The organism is Acidovorax sp. Leaf78, assembly GCF_001422735.1.
Lineage (GTDB): Bacteria > Pseudomonadota > Gammaproteobacteria > Burkholderiales > Burkholderiaceae_C > Acidovorax.
In genome coordinates this window covers 548,118-564,857 of record NZ_LMLZ01000001.1, presented here as the reverse complement: position 1 = coordinate 564,857, position 16,740 = coordinate 548,118, and the positions used below count along the sequence as shown (strand labels likewise).

General features: G+C 65.5%; 16 protein-coding genes. 5 read left to right on the top strand and 11 right to left on the bottom strand.

The window, feature by feature from the left end; genetic code table 11:
• Positions 1 to 14: 14 nt before the first annotated feature.
• From ASF16_RS02465 to ASF16_RS02450, 4 genes are all read right to left on the bottom strand, one after another.
• Positions 15 to 1,256: a pyridoxal phosphate-dependent aminotransferase gene (locus ASF16_RS02465; RefSeq protein WP_056162062.1), complete on the bottom strand. Its 1,242-nt coding sequence runs from the start codon at positions 1,254 to 1,256 to the stop codon at positions 15 to 17.
• Complete coding sequence (locus tag ASF16_RS02460; RefSeq protein ID WP_056162060.1) at positions 1,253 to 2,167, bottom strand: amino acid ABC transporter substrate-binding protein; 915 nt, start codon at positions 2,165 to 2,167, stop codon at positions 1,253 to 1,255. Before ASF16_RS02460 ends, ASF16_RS02465 begins: the two co-directional genes overlap by 4 nt.
• Positions 2,168 to 2,353: 186 nt before the next feature.
• A complete protein-coding gene (locus ASF16_RS02455; RefSeq protein WP_056162058.1) occupies positions 2,354 to 3,544 on the bottom strand; it encodes an FAD-binding oxidoreductase in 1,191 nt (396 codons plus the stop codon).
• Between the two features lie 156 nt (positions 3,545 to 3,700).
• Positions 3,701 to 5,245 carry an aldehyde dehydrogenase family protein gene (locus tag ASF16_RS02450; RefSeq protein WP_056162056.1) on the bottom strand — a complete coding sequence of 515 codons (1,545 nt, stop codon included), beginning with the start codon at positions 5,243 to 5,245 and terminating at the stop codon, positions 3,701 to 3,703.
• A 255-nt stretch (positions 5,246 to 5,500) separates the two neighbouring features.
• Here ASF16_RS02450 and ASF16_RS02445 point away from each other — a divergent pair, with 255 nt between their 5' ends.
• The gene (locus ASF16_RS02445; protein ID WP_056162609.1) at positions 5,501 to 6,403 is read left to right on the top strand and encodes a LysR family transcriptional regulator; all 903 of its coding nucleotides are present in this window, start codon (positions 5,501 to 5,503) and stop codon (positions 6,401 to 6,403) included.
• 8 nt (positions 6,404 to 6,411) lie between these two features.
• On the opposite strand, the gene ASF16_RS25825 is transcribed toward ASF16_RS02445, so the two are convergent.
• From ASF16_RS25825 to ASF16_RS02440, 3 genes are all read right to left on the bottom strand, one after another.
• Positions 6,412 to 6,867 (bottom strand): hypothetical protein, encoded by a 456-nt coding sequence (locus tag ASF16_RS25825; RefSeq protein ID WP_156371851.1) that lies wholly within the window; start codon positions 6,865 to 6,867, stop codon positions 6,412 to 6,414.
• Positions 6,867 to 7,772 carry a hypothetical protein gene (locus ASF16_RS25820; RefSeq protein WP_156371849.1) on the bottom strand — a complete coding sequence of 302 codons (906 nt, stop codon included), beginning with the start codon at positions 7,770 to 7,772 and terminating at the stop codon, positions 6,867 to 6,869. The genes ASF16_RS25825 and ASF16_RS25820 overlap by 1 nt, the downstream gene beginning before the upstream one ends.
• 350 nt (positions 7,773 to 8,122) lie before the next feature.
• Positions 8,123 to 8,719, bottom strand: coding sequence for an ATP-dependent Clp protease proteolytic subunit (locus tag ASF16_RS02440; RefSeq protein WP_056162054.1), 597 nt, complete (start codon positions 8,717 to 8,719; stop codon positions 8,123 to 8,125).
• Positions 8,720 to 8,809: 90 nt separating this feature from the next.
• Between ASF16_RS02440 and ASF16_RS02435 the strand changes: the two genes are divergently transcribed.
• Complete coding sequence (locus ASF16_RS02435) at positions 8,810 to 9,592, top strand: sigma-70 family RNA polymerase sigma factor (protein ID WP_056162052.1); 783 nt, start codon at positions 8,810 to 8,812, stop codon at positions 9,590 to 9,592.
• Between the two features lie 72 nt (positions 9,593 to 9,664).
• On the opposite strand, the gene ASF16_RS02430 is transcribed toward ASF16_RS02435, so the two are convergent.
• The 4 genes from ASF16_RS02430 to ASF16_RS02415 all read right to left on the bottom strand — a co-directional run bounded on the left by ASF16_RS02430 (position 9,665) and on the right by ASF16_RS02415 (position 13,647).
• Positions 9,665 to 10,072: a hypothetical protein gene (locus ASF16_RS02430; RefSeq protein WP_056162051.1), complete on the bottom strand. Its 408-nt coding sequence runs from the start codon at positions 10,070 to 10,072 to the stop codon at positions 9,665 to 9,667.
• 207 nt (positions 10,073 to 10,279) lie between these two features.
• Positions 10,280 to 11,779: a GGDEF domain-containing protein gene (locus ASF16_RS02425; protein ID WP_056162048.1), complete on the bottom strand. Its 1,500-nt coding sequence runs from the start codon at positions 11,777 to 11,779 to the stop codon at positions 10,280 to 10,282.
• A gap of 288 nt (positions 11,780 to 12,067) precedes the next feature.
• Positions 12,068 to 12,703 carry an N-acetyltransferase gene (locus ASF16_RS02420; RefSeq protein ID WP_082516694.1) on the bottom strand — a complete coding sequence of 212 codons (636 nt, stop codon included), beginning with the start codon at positions 12,701 to 12,703 and terminating at the stop codon, positions 12,068 to 12,070.
• 71 nt (positions 12,704 to 12,774) lie between these two features.
• Positions 12,775 to 13,647, bottom strand: a complete 873-nt coding sequence (locus ASF16_RS02415; protein WP_056162046.1) for an IclR family transcriptional regulator — start codon at positions 13,645 to 13,647, stop codon at positions 12,775 to 12,777.
• 294 nt (positions 13,648 to 13,941) lie between these two features.
• Between ASF16_RS02415 and ASF16_RS02410 the strand changes: the two genes are divergently transcribed.
• From ASF16_RS02410 to ASF16_RS02400, 3 genes are read left to right on the top strand one after another with little or no spacing between them, the layout of a single operon-like run.
• The gene (locus ASF16_RS02410; RefSeq protein ID WP_056162044.1) at positions 13,942 to 15,036 is read left to right on the top strand and encodes an ABC transporter ATP-binding protein; all 1,095 of its coding nucleotides are present in this window, start codon (positions 13,942 to 13,944) and stop codon (positions 15,034 to 15,036) included.
• On the top strand, positions 15,033 to 15,929 hold the full coding sequence (locus ASF16_RS02405; protein WP_056162041.1) for an ABC transporter permease: 897 nt from the start codon (positions 15,033 to 15,035) through the stop codon (positions 15,927 to 15,929). Before ASF16_RS02410 ends, ASF16_RS02405 begins: the two co-directional genes overlap by 4 nt.
• Before the next feature lie 5 nt (positions 15,930 to 15,934).
• Positions 15,935 to 16,729, top strand: coding sequence for an ABC transporter permease (locus tag ASF16_RS02400; RefSeq protein ID WP_056162039.1), 795 nt, complete (start codon positions 15,935 to 15,937; stop codon positions 16,727 to 16,729).
• Positions 16,730 to 16,740: the final 11 nt, after the last annotated feature.

Sequence of the window (16,740 nt, the reverse complement as noted above, 5' to 3'; positions counted from 1 at the left end):
GAAAAACAGGCGGGTCAGCGCAGCGCCTCGCACGCACGGCGGATGCGCGCGCAGGCTTCCTGCAGATCAGCCATCGACGCAGCGTACGAGATACGGAAATACGGCGCCAGCCCCAGCACGCTGCCCGGCACCACCGCCACGTGGAACTCGCGCAGCAGGTAGTCGCAAAAATCGGCGTCCGTGCGCAGCAGCGCGCCACCCGGTGTAGTGCGGCCCAGCACGCCTTCGCAGCTGGCAAAGGTGTAGAACGCACCCTCGGGCACGCGGCAGCGCAGGCCCGGCGATGCGTTGAGCGATGCCACCACCAGGTCGCGCCGCGCCTGGAACTCGCGGCAGCGCTCGGCCACGATGTCCTGCGGGCCGGTGAGCGCCGCCACCGCCGCCGCCTGGCTGATGGACGACGCGCACGACGTCGCCTGGCTCTGCACCACCGCCATGGCCGCGATCAGCGCGCGCGGACCCGCGCCGTAGCCGATGCGCCAGCCCGTCATGGCGTACGACTTGGACACGCCGTTCACCGTGAGCGTGCGGTCCCGCAGCGCAGGCAACACCACCACTGGCGTGGCAAACGCATGGCCGTCGTACAGGATGTGCTCGTAGATGTCGTCCGCCAGTACCCACACCTGCGGGTGGCGCAGCACCACCTCCAGCAGGGGCCGCAGTTGCTCGGCGCTGTAGGCCGTGCCGCTGGGGTTGGATGGCGAATTGATGAACACCCAGCGCGTGCGCGGCGTGATGGCCGCATCCAGCTCTTGCGCCGTGATGCGAAAGCCGTTGTCTTCGCTGCACGGCACCACCACCGGCACGCCACCGGCGATCAGCACCATGTCGGCGTACGAGGTCCAGTACGGCGCGGGCAGGATCACCTCGTCGCCGGGGTTCAGGCTGGCCATCAGCGCGTTGTAGATGACCTGCTTGGCGCCGGCGCCCACGGTGATCTCGTGGGTGGCGAAATCCAGGCCGTTGTCGCGGCGGAACTTGAGCTGGATGGCGGCCTTGAGCTCGGGCGTGCCGTCGAGCACGGTGTAATGCGTGTCGCCCCGCGCCATGGCGCGCTGCGCAGCCTCCTGGATGTGCACGGGCGTGTCGAAGTCCGGCTCGCCCAGGCCCAGCACGATGACGGGCTGGCCCTGGCGCTTCAATTCATTGGCGGCCTGCGTGATGCGCACGATGTCCGAGACACCGATGGCGCTGATGCGGTCGGCCGCGCGAAAGGCGGTGGCGGGGAGGGCCGTGGCGGGGATGGCGGCGTTCATTGCTGGTAGGACTCCAGGGGCTTGTCGTTGGGCGTGGCGAACAGCTGGCGCAGCGTGGTGCCCAGCGGCAGGTTCAGGCTCATGTTCTTGGGCGGAATGGGGTTCACGAACCACTTGGTGTAGATCTTTTCCATCTCGCCGCTTTGCATCAGGCGCGTGAGCACACCGTCCACCGCAGCCTTGAAGGTGGGGTCGTCCTTGCGGAACAGCAGCGCGATCGGCTCGGCGCCCAGCGGCTCACCCACGATGCGGTAGGCCGACGGGTCCTTGGAGTTGGAGATCAGGCCCGCCAGCAGGTTGTCGTCCAGCACGAAGGCGTCGGCGCGGCCGGATTCGAGCAGCATGAAGCTCTCGTGGTGGTCCTTGCCCAGCACCGTCTTGACGGGTGCGCCCAGCGTGCGCTCCTGCTTGCGCAGCAGCTGCACGGCTGTGGTGCCGGTGGAGGCTGCAATCGTGCGGTTGCCCAGCTGGCTGATGGACTTCAGGTCCGAATCCTTGCGCACCGCCATGCGCACCTCGCTCACATAGGTCGTCACCGCAAAGGCCACCTGCTGCTGGCGCGCGGTGTTGTTGGTGGTGGGGCCGCAGCCGATGTCGAGCGTGCCGTTCTGCACCAGGGGCAGCGTGTTCTGCGCGGTGACGGCCATGTATTCGAGCTTGGCGTCGGGCACGATTTCTTTCAGCACGCGTTCGCACAGCTCCACGTGGTAGCCCACGTACTTTTCATTCGCGCCCAGCGCGTAAGCCATGGGTGGCGAGGTCTCGCGCACGCCCAGCACGGCTTTACCGGATGCCTTGATCTTCTCCAGCGTGGGGGTGGTGGGTGTCTGCGCGTTCGCGGGCGCCAAGGTGGCGAAAGCCAGGGTCAGGCCTGCGGCGAGCGCGGTGAAGGGGGTGCGGGAAGTTGCCATGGTCGTTGTCTCCGGTGGTGTTGTGGTTGGCAAAGGGAAAGAGAGAAAAGGTACTGCGGCCCCGCTTGGGGAGGCGCCCGGCTTCAGGGCTCACCCCGACCGTTCGGGCTGAGCTTGTCGAAGCCTGGCGCTGGGTCGGAGCATGTTCCGGACGGAGGATTGCAGGCTGCGGGTTGCGGCACGCATTCAGATCACGTTCTTTTCCAGCAGCGGCTCGTTGCGTGCAATGCGCTCGATGGACAGCGGTGACAGATCGAGGCTTTGGTAGCGCCCGGTCAGCATCAGTTCGGCCAGGCCTCGCCCCACGGCAGGGCATTGCTGCAGGCCGTGGCCCGAGAACCCGTTGGCCAGCACGAAGTTGTCGCACGCCGGGTGCAGGCCCACGATGGCGTTGTGATCGAAGGTGTTCATCTCGTAGTAGCCCGCCCAGGCGCCCTGCATGCGCAGTGCCTCGAAGCCCGGAATGCGCTCGGCCAAGGTCGGCCACACGTGGTCTTCAAACGCGTGGTGCTCCGGCTCCAGCGGCGCAAAGTCGGCGTCGTTGTCGGCCTGCGGCGCAAAGCCGCAGATGAAGCCCGGGCCCTCCGGCCGCAGCCAGATGCCGCTGGTGTCGATGAGCAGCGGGCAGCCCGGCAGCGCCGCGGGGCTTGCCAGGTGGAACACCGTGCGGCGCTTGCCCACCACGGGCAGGTCGATGCCTGCCCAGCCCGCAATGGCAGCCGCCCAGGGGCCGCCGGCATTCACCGCAAAGCTGCACGGGAGGGCATCGCCGCTTTTCAGTTGCACGCTGGTGACGTGCTGCACACCGTCGCTGCCGGCCATCTGCAGGCCCACGGCTTCATCGGCCACATAGCGCACGCCCTGGCTCTGCGCCTTCTTGCGCAGCGCGGTCAGCAGCAGGTAGCCATCGAACCAGCCCTCGCCCGACAGCCCGAGCGACCCCAGAGCCACATCCTGCAGCGCCAGCCACGGGAACCGTCCGGCCAGCTGCTGCGGGCTGAGCAGCGCCACATCGGCGCCGTGCCGCTTTTGCAGCGCATGGTTCTCGCGCAGCGTGGGCTCGCCGGCCGCGGTGGCCAGGTACAGGTAGCCGCCCTCGTGCAGGCCCACATCCGGCGCGTCGCCGTTGCAGGCGAGCAGCGTGTTCACATGGCGCAGAAAGCCGATGCCGTAGGCAGAGATCTGAACATTGATGTCAGTAGAAAACTGCTGGCGGATGGAGCTTGCCGACAGCGCGGACGATGCGCGCGCATAGGTCGGGTCACGCTCGACCACCACCACCGAGCAGCTCGGCTGCTGCAGCGTGAGGAAGTACGCAATGGCACTGCCGATGACGCCGCCGCCGATGATGACGAAGTGAGAGGAATCAGAGGCCATGGGTACCGTTCACACGCTACAACAATGAGTTTGCCGATGGAACTTCACGACTGGCGCGGCGTGGGCCAGCGGCCGCCGCGCAAGGGCCGCCCCGCCGCGCTGGCGGCGTCCCCCTTCGGGGGAAGGCGCCGCAGGCGACTCAGGGGTGACTCAAGGTCACACATCGAACGTCACGCCCTGCGCCAGCGGCAGTGCGGTCGAGTAGTTGATGGTGTTGGTCGCGCGGCGCATATAGGCCTTCCAGCTGTCGGACCCGGCCTCGCGCCCGCCACCGGTTTCCTTCTCGCCGCCGAACGCGCCACCGATCTCGGCACCGCTGGGCCCGATGTTCACGTTGGCGATGCCGCAGTCCGAACCCGCGGCCGACATGAACTGCTCGGCCTCGCGCACATTGAGCGTGAAGATCGACGACGACAGGCCCGCGCCTACTGCGTTGTTCATCGCAATCGCCTCGTCCAGCGTGCTGTATCGCACCACGTACAGGATGGGCGCAAAGGTCTCGTGCAGGGCTGGGCCTTCGTGCGCCTTCAGCTCCACCAGCGCGGGGCGCACGTAGTGCGCGTCGGCACCGCCGATGCCTTCCACACGGCCACCGCCGTGCACCGTGGCGCCCAGTGCGCGGCTGTGCTCCAGGGCTTTTTGCATGCCGTCGAACGCTTGGCGGTCGATCAGCGGGCCCACCAAGGTGCCGGCCGCGCGGGGGTCGCCCACCTGCACGTTGGCGTACACCTTGGCCAGCTGGGGCACCAGTTGGTCATAGATGCTCTCGTGCACGAACAGCCGGCGCAGCGTGGTGCAGCGCTGGCCCGCCGTGCCCATGGCAGCGAACGCAATGCCGCGCAGGGCCAGGTCCAGGTCAGCCGTGGGTGCCACGATGGCCGCGTTGTTGCCGCCCAGCTCCAGAATGCCGCGTGCAAAGCGCGCCGCCAGGCGCGGCCCGACCGCACGGCCCATGGCAGTGGAGCCCGTGGCCGACAGCACCGGCACGCGGGCATCGTCCACCAGCTCTTCGCCGATGTCGCGCTGGCCGATGAGCAGCTCCAGCAGGCCTTCGGGTGCGCCGCCACCGGCTGCGTTGAAGCGGGCCACCGCGCGTTGGGCAATGGCGTGGGTGGCCAGGGCCGTGAGGGGGGTCTTTTCAGATGGCTTCCACACCACCGAATCGCCACACACCAGCGCCAGCGCGGCGTTCCAGGACCAGACCGCCACCGGGAAGTTGAAGGCCGAGATCACGCCGCACACGCCCAGCGGGTGCCAGGTTTCCATCATGCGATGGCCCGGGCGCTCGGTGGCAATCGTGAGGCCGTACAGCTGGCGCGACAGGCCCACCGCAAAGTCGCAGATGTCGATCATCTCCTGCACCTCGCCCAGGCCCTCGGATGGGATCTTGCCGGCCTCGATGGTCACGAGCAGGCCCAGGTCCGCCTTGGCGGCGCGCAGCTCTTCGCCCAGCAGGCGCACCAGCTCGCCGCGGCGGGGCGCTGGCACATCGCGCCACACCTGGAACGCGGCGTGCGCGCGGCCGATGGCGGCCGTGGCGTGGGCCGGCGAGGCCTCTGGCACAGCACCGATGGCCTCGCCCGTGATGGGCGAGCGCACCTGCAGGCTGCCGCCGCTGTAGGCCGCACGTGGCACGCCCAGGCGCTGCAGCAGTTGATCGACTTCGGGCACAAGGGAGGTGGCAGCAGGTGTGGCGGACATGGCGGCTCGCAAAGATCGGAACGACAAGGACAAAAAAGATGAACAGGCGCAGCCCGCAAGATGCCGCAGGTGCGCCGATGCCCGCCAATATCCGCCAATACCGCAGTGCTGGATAGCAAAAAAACGGAACTACTTGATCACATTCGAGAATGAAGTACCCGAAAATACCGGGACCACCGCCGCACAACCAGCCAGCGCCAGCAGTGCGGCCAGCCCACGCCCTGCCGACGCTCATCATTCCCCCTACGCATGACCATGCTGCGCCGCTCCTTCCTACCCTCCACCGCCGATCTGCTGGCCTTCGAAGCCGCGGCCCGCCACCAGAGCGTGTCGCGCGCCGCCGAGGAGCTGCACCTCACCCAAAGCGCCGTGTCGCGCCAGATCCGCCAATTGGAGGAGCAACTGGGCACCGCCCTCTTTCACCGCGTGCGCCAGCGCGTGGTGCTGACCGACGCCGGCCGCGTCTACGCCGCCGACGTGCAGGCCGTGCTGCAGCAGCTGTCGGCCAGCACCCAGAAGGCCATGGCCTTTGCCAGCACCGACGGCCTGCTCAACCTGGCGGTGCTGCCCACCCTGGCCACCCGCTGGCTCATCCCGCGGCTGGCGGGCTTCATGGCGCTGCACCCCGAGGCCATGGTCAACTTCTCGGCCCGCACCGAGCCTTTCGACTTTGCGGGCACGCCATTCGACGCGGCCATCCACTTCGGTGCCCCGCACTGGGCTGGCGCCGTGTGCGAATACCTGATGCACGAAGAGACTGTGCCCGTGTGCAGCCCCACCTACCGCGACCGCCACGGCATTCACACCCCGCAGGACCTGACCCGCGTGGTGCTGCTGCAGCAAAGCACCCGCCCTACGCAGTGGGCCGAATGGTTCGACCTGGTGGGCGCCCCGGCCGCGCTGGCGCTGCGCGGGCCGCAGTCCGAGCATTTCGCCATGATCGCCCAGGCCGCCGTCTCCCACCTGGGCGCGGCGCTGCTGCCGCGGTTTCTGATCGCGCAGGAGCTGGCAGCCGGCAGCCTGGTGGAACTGTCGGACCAGGTGCTGACCAGCACCGATGCGTACTACCTGGTCTACCCGGAGGCGCGGGCGCAGACGCCGCTGGTGAAGGCATTCAGGGACTGGGTGGTGGGGGAATGCGCGGGGCGGGCGCAATAGACGGGTGTTTACCGCGGCTGCTGTGATATTCGATGGATTGGCTTGCCATCTATCTCAATGATGACACCAGACATCCCAGGAAATTGACTGGCTCGCGCCGGTCCTCCATAAATGACGTCGAGCCGAAAGTCAGAGGGGGCCACTCGCCTGATGACCAGTTTTTTTATGGCCTGGCCTTCCTCGATATCTGTCAAATTGATTCGACGACCAGTGCTTGAGTAATCGCACATTATTTCAGGAATAACGTCATTTGAAATTGCCACGCCCCTCGACTTGTCCTGAAATCCTGAGACCATCGAATATAGATAGTGCTTGCGGCCATCGATATTTAACTGAGCAATTTCGACATAAGAATCCGCAAATACGAAGCATTCATGCCCAGACCTTGATTTCCAAGCAACGAAACTTACCAACAAGATCACCAACAAAGGTAAAAAAAATAATAATTTCAACATTAAACGCATTACCCCACCCTCCAATGCTCATGCCACTCAACACGGTACCAAAATTTCTTTGCAATCCCTATCTTTTCCATATGGTTAGACAACCCATCTGGCAATCGCAATTTCCGACCATTCAGAGGTATTTCGGTGATATTTTTATCATCCTGCTCATCGGCATAATCAACAAAATCATATAGACTGCTGACACTCCAACGAGTGAAGAATAAATTCCTTTGATACGAAGTCGCCGCCATCAAGTAAAAACGGTTGTCAGTATATTTCAAGCGAACATTGATTTCTTCAGCCTTCAAAGTACCATCATTTGTGACCATGTTTCCTTGAGTGGGTTTATGCCGATTTTGCGAGCGGAGAGGATCCGCAAATTTGGAACGTTGAAATTCCACGTCAGACGTTTTAGCAATCGCAAAAAATTTATTGGTATTTTGTCTATTTGAAATATATTTCTTCAAAGCAACAATTGCATCTTGAACAATAACAGAATACCGATAGACAAATGGATTCAGTATAACCTCATGCCCGCCGCCATGAACATAATGATTGGCGAGCAGCGCCGCCTCAGAAAAACCCAGATACTTACCACCCCACCAAAAAGCCTCATAAATATTGACTAAGAATTCTTTTTCATCCTCTGTAAAACTGGAGTTTATTTTGGCTTTACAGGCAAGATAGTCAATTGTACTTTGCACCAAATCAAAACTCTCTGTCACACCGAAGACTTTAGCCTTCCCCAGATGCCAAAGCGGAGCGGTCGGTACATTCTCTCTATTTTTTAGACAGATACTTGCTTTCTGCGCGACCTGCTCAACAGTCTTTTTCTGAACTACCAACTTGAATTCCTCACGAATTTTAATACCGCCATTGGCTCGTGCTGAGCCTGGGGGCGTGGATCTGCCCGCCAAATCCACGCACTGTGCATTAAATTATCATGGGAGCTCGTGCTCGCACAGCCTTTAAATCGGATATGCCTTTATCGAACAGAATATGAAATTTTGTTATTTATCGAATCGCCAATCATCGCGGTAATGTCGAGCCAACCGTCGCGGGCGCGAGGCACGGTGTTGTGCGTTGCCGCTGGACGCTAACCAATACTGAAAGCGGAATTGACCAAAAGGAATATGAATGATGCTCCGCTGCTAACTCAGCATTGAAAGCGAAGGGTCTCAACAATAGCCCCCCAACACCGCGATGCAATAGTGGTGCTGACGACCTTAGAGCCCGTGTAGCGCGCCACCTTTTTTGACCAACACGCGCAACTTTAAGTGGCCCTGAGTTCAATCTTGCGCTCGATGACCCTCGAAACCAGTCCGTACTCGACCGCCTCCTCGGCCGACAACCAGCGGTCGCGCTCGATGTCTTCCAGCACCACGGCCAGCGGCTTGCCGGTTTCGCGCGCGATGGTGCGTGCGATGCGCTCCCGGGCCTTGACGATCTCGCGGGCCTGGATGGCGATGTCGCTGGCCGGCCCGCCCGCACCGCCACTGGGCTGGTGGATCAGGAAGCGCGTGTTGGGCAGGCAGTAGCGCCGCTCGCGGGGCACGGACAGGTACAGGTGCGTGGCGGCACTGCCCACCCAGCCGGTGCCGATCATGTTCACCGGGGCACCGATGAAGCGCACGATGTCGTGGATGGCATCGCCAGACTCCAGGTGCCCGCCTGGCGAGCTGACCAGCACGTCGATGGGGTCGGCGCTCTCGGCGTCCAGCGCGATCAGGCGGCGCGTCACATCGGCCGCGATCACATCGGTCACGGTGCCGAAGATCAGCAGGGTGCGGGCCTTGAAGGCTTTCTCCTCCAGGTAGGAGGTGCGCGGCTCGGTGGCGCTGGACGGTGCGGGGGTGTCTGGGCTGTTCACGGTGAATCCTCGTAGTGGAACTGCCTTGACGAACGGCGCGCCGGTTTCGTGACATCCGCGCGCCCAGCAGGCCTGTGGCAAGATTTGCCGATGCACGACGAATACCGGATGGCCCTGATCGACACCGACCGCAGCCGCCTGGTGCGGGCCGCCACGCGGCTGCTGGGCCCGGCAGAGGCGGAGGATGCGGTGCAGGACGCCTACATCCGCGCGCTGGAGGCCGACACGCGCGCGCTCAATACCGCCCAGGCCTGGCTGCTGACCGTGGTGCGCCACCTGGCCATCGACCGGCTGCGCAGACGCGATTGGATGCAGCAGTGGCTGGCCACGCCACAGGCGCACGCCGCGGCGCCGTCGGCCGAGAGCGATGCGGCGCTGGCCGAAGAGGTGGCCCACGCCTTGCGCCAGCTGGCGGCGTGCCTGAGCCCCGCCGAGGGCGCTGCCGTGCTGCTGTACGAAGTGTTCGAGGTCAGCCATGCCGAGATCGCATCGGCGAGCGGTCGCACCGAAGCTGCCAGCCGGCAGCACATCCGCCGGGCACTGCACAAGCTGCGGCAGGCAGCAGGTCGTGGCGAGCACACCCCGGTGCAGGGCGACAGCGAGGGCCACGACCCTGCCGTCCTGCGGGCGTACCTGCAGTCCCTGCAATGGCGCGACCCGCAAACCCTGTGGGCCATGCTGCGCCAGCCCCCCATCAGCGCGTCTTCGGCCATCACCCGTCCAGCCACCACCAGCATGCCAACCACGTCCTGCGGGGTGGTGCAGGTGGGCGGCCAGCTGGGCCTGGTGCTCACGCTCGATGGCGTGGCCCTGTGCGTGCTGCCGCTGGGGGTGCGCAACACCGAGTGCGATCTGCACACCGCGCTGCAGTAGTACCAGACGCAAAAAGGCCGCTGCGCCGTCCTGCAATGCAGGCCAGGCGCAGCGGCCATCTTCAAGCATCCGTCAGCGAACGGGCACAGCGGTTGCGCGCGGCCCGGCGCTGCCGCGCTTCCACAGCGCGATCAACACGTGGGCACCGATGGCCAGCGCCAACAATACGGCGGCCCCCAGGCCCCACAGGGCCCATGCCAAAACCGACACCGTGCCGGACAGCGCTGGAACGGCTTCCAGGGCGCCCTGGACCACCGGGCCCGCCGAGGCGATCACGGACTCCAGCTCCCGTGCCAGCTGCGGCGGCATCCACGCCCGGATCCACTCGGGCAGCAAGACGGCGTTCATCGCCGACGTCCCCGCCGACAGCACCCCAGCGCTGGACACGGCCCACAGCGTCACCGCATGCACGCCCCAGCAGACCACAGACCACAGGGCCAGCAGCATGAACGACAGAAACCAGCTGATTGCGTAAAACATCGAATGCGTCCTTTCAAAACGGCAAGTGCCGAGTATGGGGACGGCAGGCGGCAAGACACACCAGCTTGAACCGAACTGGGTATTCGGCATTACCGAACCAGCCGATTGCCTTTCGCCTTTCGCTTTTCGCTTTTGAACTGCACCATCGTTGTGACCTGCGGGTGTCGCCCAAGGACACCTGCTCCGCCCGTGGCCGCTACGGGCAGGTCAAACCGCAGCCCGGTTGCGCCCCGCCGTCTTGGCACGGTACAGGCCGCCGTCTGCCGTTTCGATGAGTTGACGCTCGCAGCCCTCCGCATAGGGCCCCGCCATCGTCGCGGCCCCGACACTCACCGTGACGCAGCCGAACGCGCTGCCGGTATGTGGCACCGCCAGCGCCTCGACCTGCCTGCGCACCACCTCGGCCACCACCAGCGCCCCGTCCAGGTCGGTGTTGGGCAGGATGATCGCCAGCTCCTCGCCCCCATAACGCGCCACCAGGTCCCCCGGGCGCTGGGCATGCTGCACCAGGCACCGGGCCACGGCCTGCAGGCAGGCATCACCCTCCACATGGCCGTAGGTGTCGTTGAATCCCTTGAAGTGGTCCACGTCGATGAGCAGCAGCGACAGCGGCTTGCCTTCGCGGCTGGCGCGCCGGCATTCGGTGTGCAGGGTGTCGTCGAAACACCGGCGGTTGGCCAGGCCCGTCAACTGGTCTTGCGCGGCCAGGGCTTCGAGCTTCTGGTTCACCTGCAGCAGGTCTTCCCGGGCGGCGACCAGCGATGCCTCGGCGCGGGTGCGGCGGCGGATGTCGATCAGCAGGTGCCACCCGATGACCGTGATGCCCACCAGCAACGCACCCACCACGCCCGCCGTCAGCAGCGCCTGGCGCCACCAGCCCTCCAGGGCTTCGTCCTTGCCCACGGCCACCGTGGTGGTCAGGGGATAGCGGTCGCTCTTGCGATAAGCGTACAGCCGGTGTATGCCGTCGATGCCGGATTTGAACGACGCAGTGCCGGCGGTTGCACCCGAATAGAAGCGCTGGAAGTTGGCAGACTTGGAGAAGTCACGGCCCATGTCCTGCTCACGGTAGGGGTAGCGCACCAGCATCTGGCCGCCGGTGGTGGTGAGGCCGATGGCGCCCTCCGTGCCGACATCGACCTTGCCGAACTGCTCCAGAAAACTCTTGATGCCCAGGCTGATCACCACCACGCCCGCAAAGCGCCCGTTTGGGCCGTCGAACCGGCGGCTCACGGTGATGACCCAGTCCCCGGTGGAGCGGCTCTGGATGGGCGGGCCGATGAAGGGCTCGGGCGACGGGTTGCCACGGTGGTGCGCAAAGAATGCCCTGTCCAGGCCGCTGACCTGCGCGGGCACCTTGCCGGTGGACGTCATCAGCCAGCGGCCAGAGTCGTCATAGATGACCAGGCTGTTGAGCTGGTTGAGCAGGGGCTCCTGCCGGTCGATCAGCCGCTGCAGGCGCTGCAGGTGGTCCGGCCCGGCGCCCTCGGCCTCCAGCCGCTCGCTGAAGTCCAGCAGCAGCATGGCGCTCTGGGTGATGACGCCTTCGGTGTAGGTGTTGAGCGTCTGGGCCAGGTTCAGGTTCTGGGTGTCGGTTTCTGCCAGCGAGTGATCCCGCGCGGACCAGATCTGCCACGCCGTGGTGGAGGCGACCGACAGGTACACGGCGATCAACAACAGCGCCGCCAGGCGCACATCACGCTTCATCTTTTTGCTTCCCTCTCACATGCCGGACTTCGTCCGCGCGCTCCCCTGCCAGACCGGCAGGACCTCGCACGAGGCTACTCCTGCTGCATGACTTTTTCTCTTGTAGGCCCACCATACTATGGACAAACCGCGGCATCAATCACGGAATGAACGGGCGGATCACCCCATTGCCAGCGTCGATTCAGGCCGGTACAGGCCGGTACAGGCTATTGCAGGGGGCAGGTGCGCAGAGGGTGGGAAGACGTGGCACCACGCTGCGGCGTCTCACGGCGCCCACCCCCGGTGCCATCAGTCGCGCGGCGGCCTGGCCTCGCGCACCATGAGCCAGTAGGCACGGCCCGAGACAGGCTCCACACAGGGCACCTCGCGCACGAAGCCCAGGCGTCGATAGAACGCCAGGCTGAGCGCGTTGAAGGTCTCCAGATAACAGGTGGCGCCTGCCCCATCTGCGCGGGCCAAGGTTTGCGCAACCAAGCGCTGCGCCACGCCGCGGCCCCGCGCTGCGGGGCGCACCCCCAGGATCGACAGGTACCACGCAGCGTGCAGCGGGTCAGGCACCTGCGCCTCCATCGCGGCACCGATGCGCTGGTAGTTGTCAAAACCCATGGGGCCGAGGCACCGGGCCAGGCCCTCGGTGCGCCGCGCACTGTGCACCGCCTTCTCGCTGGCGGTGGCCCGGCTGGTGGCCCACAGCGCTGCGCCGTCATCACCCGACACCATCACCTCGCCCACCGCATTGGCCTCGTCCATGGCCAGCGCAAAGTATTGCGCCAGCACGCGGTGGCGCAGTGCGGGGTCGTGTGCGCTGTCGACGGTGACGGCCTGGTAGAACGGGTCGTCCATCAGCGCGGTGGCCAGGGCGTCGCACACCGGCGATGGCTCGGGCAGCGGTGGCAGCGATGAGGATGTAGGGTGTGTGTGCATCTGCGTTGTGGTGTGTGGCAGGCCAGGGCGCGCATCGCACAGCGGCAGGCCAGGATGCGCGCGGTTGCTCGTCAGTCGGGACGCCCCGGCAGCAAGGCCGGGTCTGCGCCAGGCATAAACCGCTGCTCGGGCGGCGAGCCCGCCAGGCTCTGCGCAGGCCTTCTCAGCGTCGCATCGAACGGATTGATCTTCGGCCCGATCGCGGCCGCCTCGCGCTTGAGCAGTTCCACCACGGTGGGCATGCGGTCGGCGTTCAGGCGGTCGGCGATGGTGCCCACGCTCAGCGCCGCCACGGCGCGGCCTTCGCGGTCGCAGATGGGCACGGCCACACCGGCCATGCCTTCGAGCAGGCCGGTGTTGCGACCTGCGTAGCCCTGCTGGCGCACGCGCTCGATCTCGGTACGCAAATACACCTCGTCGTACACGCCGTACTCGCGCACGCGGGACAGGTTGAAGCGGATGACCTCTTCGCGCTCGGCCTCGGGCAGGAACGCCAGGATGGCCAGCGCGCCCTGCCCCACCCCCAGCGCCACGCGGCCACCGATGTCGCCGGTGAACGATCGGATCGGGAAGGGCCCCTCGCTGCGGTCCAGGCAGATGGCGTCGAAGCCGCTGCGCGCCAGCAAAAAGATGCTGTCGCCCAGGCTGCCGCACAGCCGCAGCAATGCCGGGCGGCACAGGCTGCGCAGGTCGCCCGGGTTGCCGGCGCGCGCAGCCAGGGCGAAGAAGTCCATGCTCAGCCGGTAGAGCTTGCTGCGCTCGTCCTGCTCGACCATGCCTTCGGCCACCAGCGATTGCAGCAAACGGTGCGTCGTGCCCTGCGTGAGACCGATAGCACGCGCCAATTGGGTGACCCGGCCGCCCTCGGCCTGCACGGCCACCAGGGCGCGGATGAGGGCAAAGACCCGGGGGACACCGCCCGTGCCTGCGGTTGCTGCTTCCATGCGTGGTTCCTGCGGAATAGATGGGTTCCATTTTACCCATCACATTCCAATGATCGGAATAATTTGAATAAAAATTCTGATTAGTGGAATACCCGGTGCGATCTGGTTCAGTTGTTGCAATAGAGTGAACTGAAAACGCCGGGCACCCCCATCCTGAACGATCCCATGCACCGCCGCGGTGCAGCGGTGCCAAGGCACCTTGTTTGGCAAAGGCCGCCCGGCACAAAGACATCCATGCGCCGCGCCGTCAGAGCACGCGCCTGGCAAGAAACCGGAACCCGAAGAAAGGCCCCCATGTCCTTCCTCCAACTTACCGACGTGACCAAGTTCTACGGCAGCACCTGCGCGGTGCAGTCCATGAACCTCACGGTGGAAAAAGGCGAATTCGTCTCCCTGCTCGGCCCCTCGGGCTGCGGCAAGACCACCACCTTGCAGATGGTCGCGGGCTTCGAGGCGGTGAGCAGCGGGCGCATCGAGCTGGACGGGCGCGACATCACCCACGCCAAGGCCAACACGCGCGGGCTGGGCATCGTGTTCCAGAGCTATGCGCTTTTTCCGCACATGACGGTGGCCGACAACGTGAGCTTTGGCCTGGAGATGCGCAAGGTGCCCAAGGCCGAGCGCAAGGACCGGGTGGCCCAGGCCCTGGGCCTCGTGCACCTGGAGCCGCACGCCACGCGCTACCCCCGCGAACTGTCGGGCGGCCAGCGCCAGCGCGTGGCCCTGGCGCGCGCACTGGTCATCGAGCCGCCCGTGCTGCTGCTCGACGAGCCGCTGTCCAACCTCGACGCCAAGCTGCGCGAGGAGATGCAGTTCGAGCTGCGCCAGATCCAGCGCAAGGTGGGCACCACCACGGTGATGGTCACGCACGACCAGAGCGAAGCCATGTCCATCAGCGACCGCGTGGTGGTGATGGAGGCCGGCCGCGCCACGCAGATCGACCACCCACACCGCGTGTACGAGCACCCGCGCACCCGCTTCATCTCCACCTTCGTGGGCAAGGCCAACCTGGTGCCTGGCAAGGTCACATCGGCCAACAGCACCCACACCCATGTGGGCGCCGGGCCCATCGAGGTGCGGGTGGACGGCGCGCAGTTTCGCCCCGGCGCGGCCGTGCTGCTGAGCGTGCGGCCTGAAAAGCTGCAGTTGGTGCCCGCAGTGCAGGGCCGCATCGACGGCGAAGTGCGCGAACGCTTCTTTCTGGGCAGCCAGTGGCTGTACCGCGTGGGCACGCCCCTGGGCGACGTGATGGTGCTGGTGCCCAACGACGGCCGCAACGCGCTGGACGAAGGCGACCGCACCGGCCTGGACTGGCCCGACCACTGCATGCGCCTGCTGCCCGCCGATGAATCCGCGGTGGCTGGCGCCGAGGCCGAGGCCACGCCATGACAGCCGCCCCATCGACCCTGTCCGCAGCGCCCCACCCGCTGCTGGGCAAGAAGGCCATGCCCTGGTGGCTGTCCGGCCCTGCGCTGCTGCTGTTCACCGTGCTGCTGCTGGTGCCGCTGGCGCTCACGACGGTGCTGTCGTTCAACGCGTTCGACCCGGCCACGGGGGTGAAGGCGGGCGAGTTCACGCTGGAGCACTACCGCCATGTGTTTGCCGATTCGTACTACCACGCGATCTTCTGGCGCACGTTCTGGATCGCCGGGCTGGTCACGCTGATCTGCGTAGCGATTGGCGCACCCGAGGCGTACGTGCTCAGCCGCATGCGCAACCCGTGGCGCTCCATCCTGCTGCTGGTGGTGCTGGCGCCCTTGCTGGTGTCGGTGGTGGTGCGGGCCTTTGGCTGGAGCATGCTGCTCGGTCCCGAGGGGCTGGTGAACGCGGCCTTCGGCCTGGTCGGCATCGGCCCGGTGAAGATGCTCTACACCGAGATCGCCGTGGTGGTGGCGCTGGTGCACGTGATGCTGCCGTTCATGGTGATCCCCGTGTGGACATCGCTGCAGAAGCTGGACCCGGGCGTGGAGAACGCTGCGCTGTCGCTGCAGGCCTCGCCCTTCACCACCTTGCGGCGCATCGTGCTGCCGCAGGTGCTGCCGGGCATCTTGTCGGGCAGCCTGATCGTGTTCGGCCTGGCAGCCAGCTCGTTCGCCATTCCCGGCCTGCTGGGCGGGCGGCGGCTGAAGATGGTGGCCACGGTGGTGTACGACGAGTACCTGCACGAGCTGAACTGGCCGCTGGGCGCCGCCATTGCGCTGACCTTGCTGGTGGCCAACCTGGTGGTGATGCTGAGCTACAACCGTCTGGTTGAAGGTCGGTACAAAAAATCTCTCGGGTGAACGCGATGCAAAAAAACGGCCCCATCGCCCTCGCGTTCAACGCGCTCGTCATCGCCTTCATGCTGGCCCCGCTGCTGGTGGTGTGCATCGTCGCCTTCACGCCGCACAACACGTTGACGCTGCCCACCACCGAGTTCTCGCTGCGCTGGTTCAAGGCGGTGTTCGACCACCCGGACTTCATGCAGTCGTTCTGGAACAGCCTGTGGCTGGCGCTGGCGTCTGCCACGCTGGCGACAGTGCTGGCAGTGCCCGCGGGCATTGCCATCACGCGCTACGACTTCCCCGGGCGCGGCTTTCTCAATGGGCTGTTTTTGTCGCCGCTGATCATCCCGCACCTGGTGCTGGGTGTGGCCCTGCTGCGCCTGTTCGCGCTGATCGGCGGCACGGGCAGCTTTGGCTGGCTGGTGGTGGCGCACGCGCTCATCGTCACGCCGTACACGCTGCGTCTGGTGGTGGCGGCGCTGGTGGGGTTTGACCGCAGCGCAGAGCACGCAGCCCTGTCGCTGGGCGCCAGCCAGGCCAAGGTGTTCACGCGCATCACGCTGCCGATGATTCTGCCGGGCGTGACGGGCGGGTGGATGCTGGCCTTTATCAACAGCTTTGACGAAGTGACCATGTCGATCTTCGTCACCTCGCCCAGCACGGTGACGCTGCCGGTGCGCATGTACATGTATGCCACCGAGTCCATCGACCCGCTGATGGCGGCCGTGTCGGCGCTGATGGTGGCGGTGACCGCCTTTGCCATGGTGCTGCTGGACCGCGTGTATGGCCTGGACCGCGTGCTGGTAGGACGGAAGTAGATGAGCGCGAC

Coding starts and splice junctions, on each gene's coding strand:
- ASF16_RS25825 (WP_156371851.1), bottom strand. CDS start 6,867: ATGCGTTTAATGTTGAAATTATTATTTTTTTTACCTTTGTTGGTGATC.
- ASF16_RS02400 (WP_056162039.1), top strand. CDS start 15,935: ATGCAAAAAAACGGCCCCATCGCCCTCGCGTTCAACGCGCTCGTCATC.
- ASF16_RS02455 (WP_056162058.1), bottom strand. CDS start 3,544: ATGGCCTCTGATTCCTCTCACTTCGTCATCATCGGCGGCGGCGTCATC.
- ASF16_RS02405 (WP_056162041.1), top strand. CDS start 15,033: ATGACAGCCGCCCCATCGACCCTGTCCGCAGCGCCCCACCCGCTGCTG.
- ASF16_RS02435 (WP_056162052.1), top strand. CDS start 8,810: ATGCACGACGAATACCGGATGGCCCTGATCGACACCGACCGCAGCCGC.
- ASF16_RS02420 (WP_082516694.1), bottom strand. CDS start 12,703: ATGCACACACACCCTACATCCTCATCGCTGCCACCGCTGCCCGAGCCA.
- ASF16_RS02430 (WP_056162051.1), bottom strand. CDS start 10,072: ATGTTTTACGCAATCAGCTGGTTTCTGTCGTTCATGCTGCTGGCCCTG.
- ASF16_RS02465 (WP_056162062.1), bottom strand. CDS start 1,256: ATGAACGCCGCCATCCCCGCCACGGCCCTCCCCGCCACCGCCTTTCGC.
- ASF16_RS02415 (WP_056162046.1), bottom strand. CDS start 13,647: ATGGAAGCAGCAACCGCAGGCACGGGCGGTGTCCCCCGGGTCTTTGCC.
- ASF16_RS02460 (WP_056162060.1), bottom strand. CDS start 2,167: ATGGCAACTTCCCGCACCCCCTTCACCGCGCTCGCCGCAGGCCTGACC.
- ASF16_RS02410 (WP_056162044.1), top strand. CDS start 13,942: ATGTCCTTCCTCCAACTTACCGACGTGACCAAGTTCTACGGCAGCACC.
- ASF16_RS02425 (WP_056162048.1), bottom strand. CDS start 11,779: ATGAAGCGTGATGTGCGCCTGGCGGCGCTGTTGTTGATCGCCGTGTAC.
- ASF16_RS02450 (WP_056162056.1), bottom strand. CDS start 5,245: ATGTCCGCCACACCTGCTGCCACCTCCCTTGTGCCCGAAGTCGATCAA.
- ASF16_RS02445 (WP_056162609.1), top strand. CDS start 5,501: ATGCTGCGCCGCTCCTTCCTACCCTCCACCGCCGATCTGCTGGCCTTC.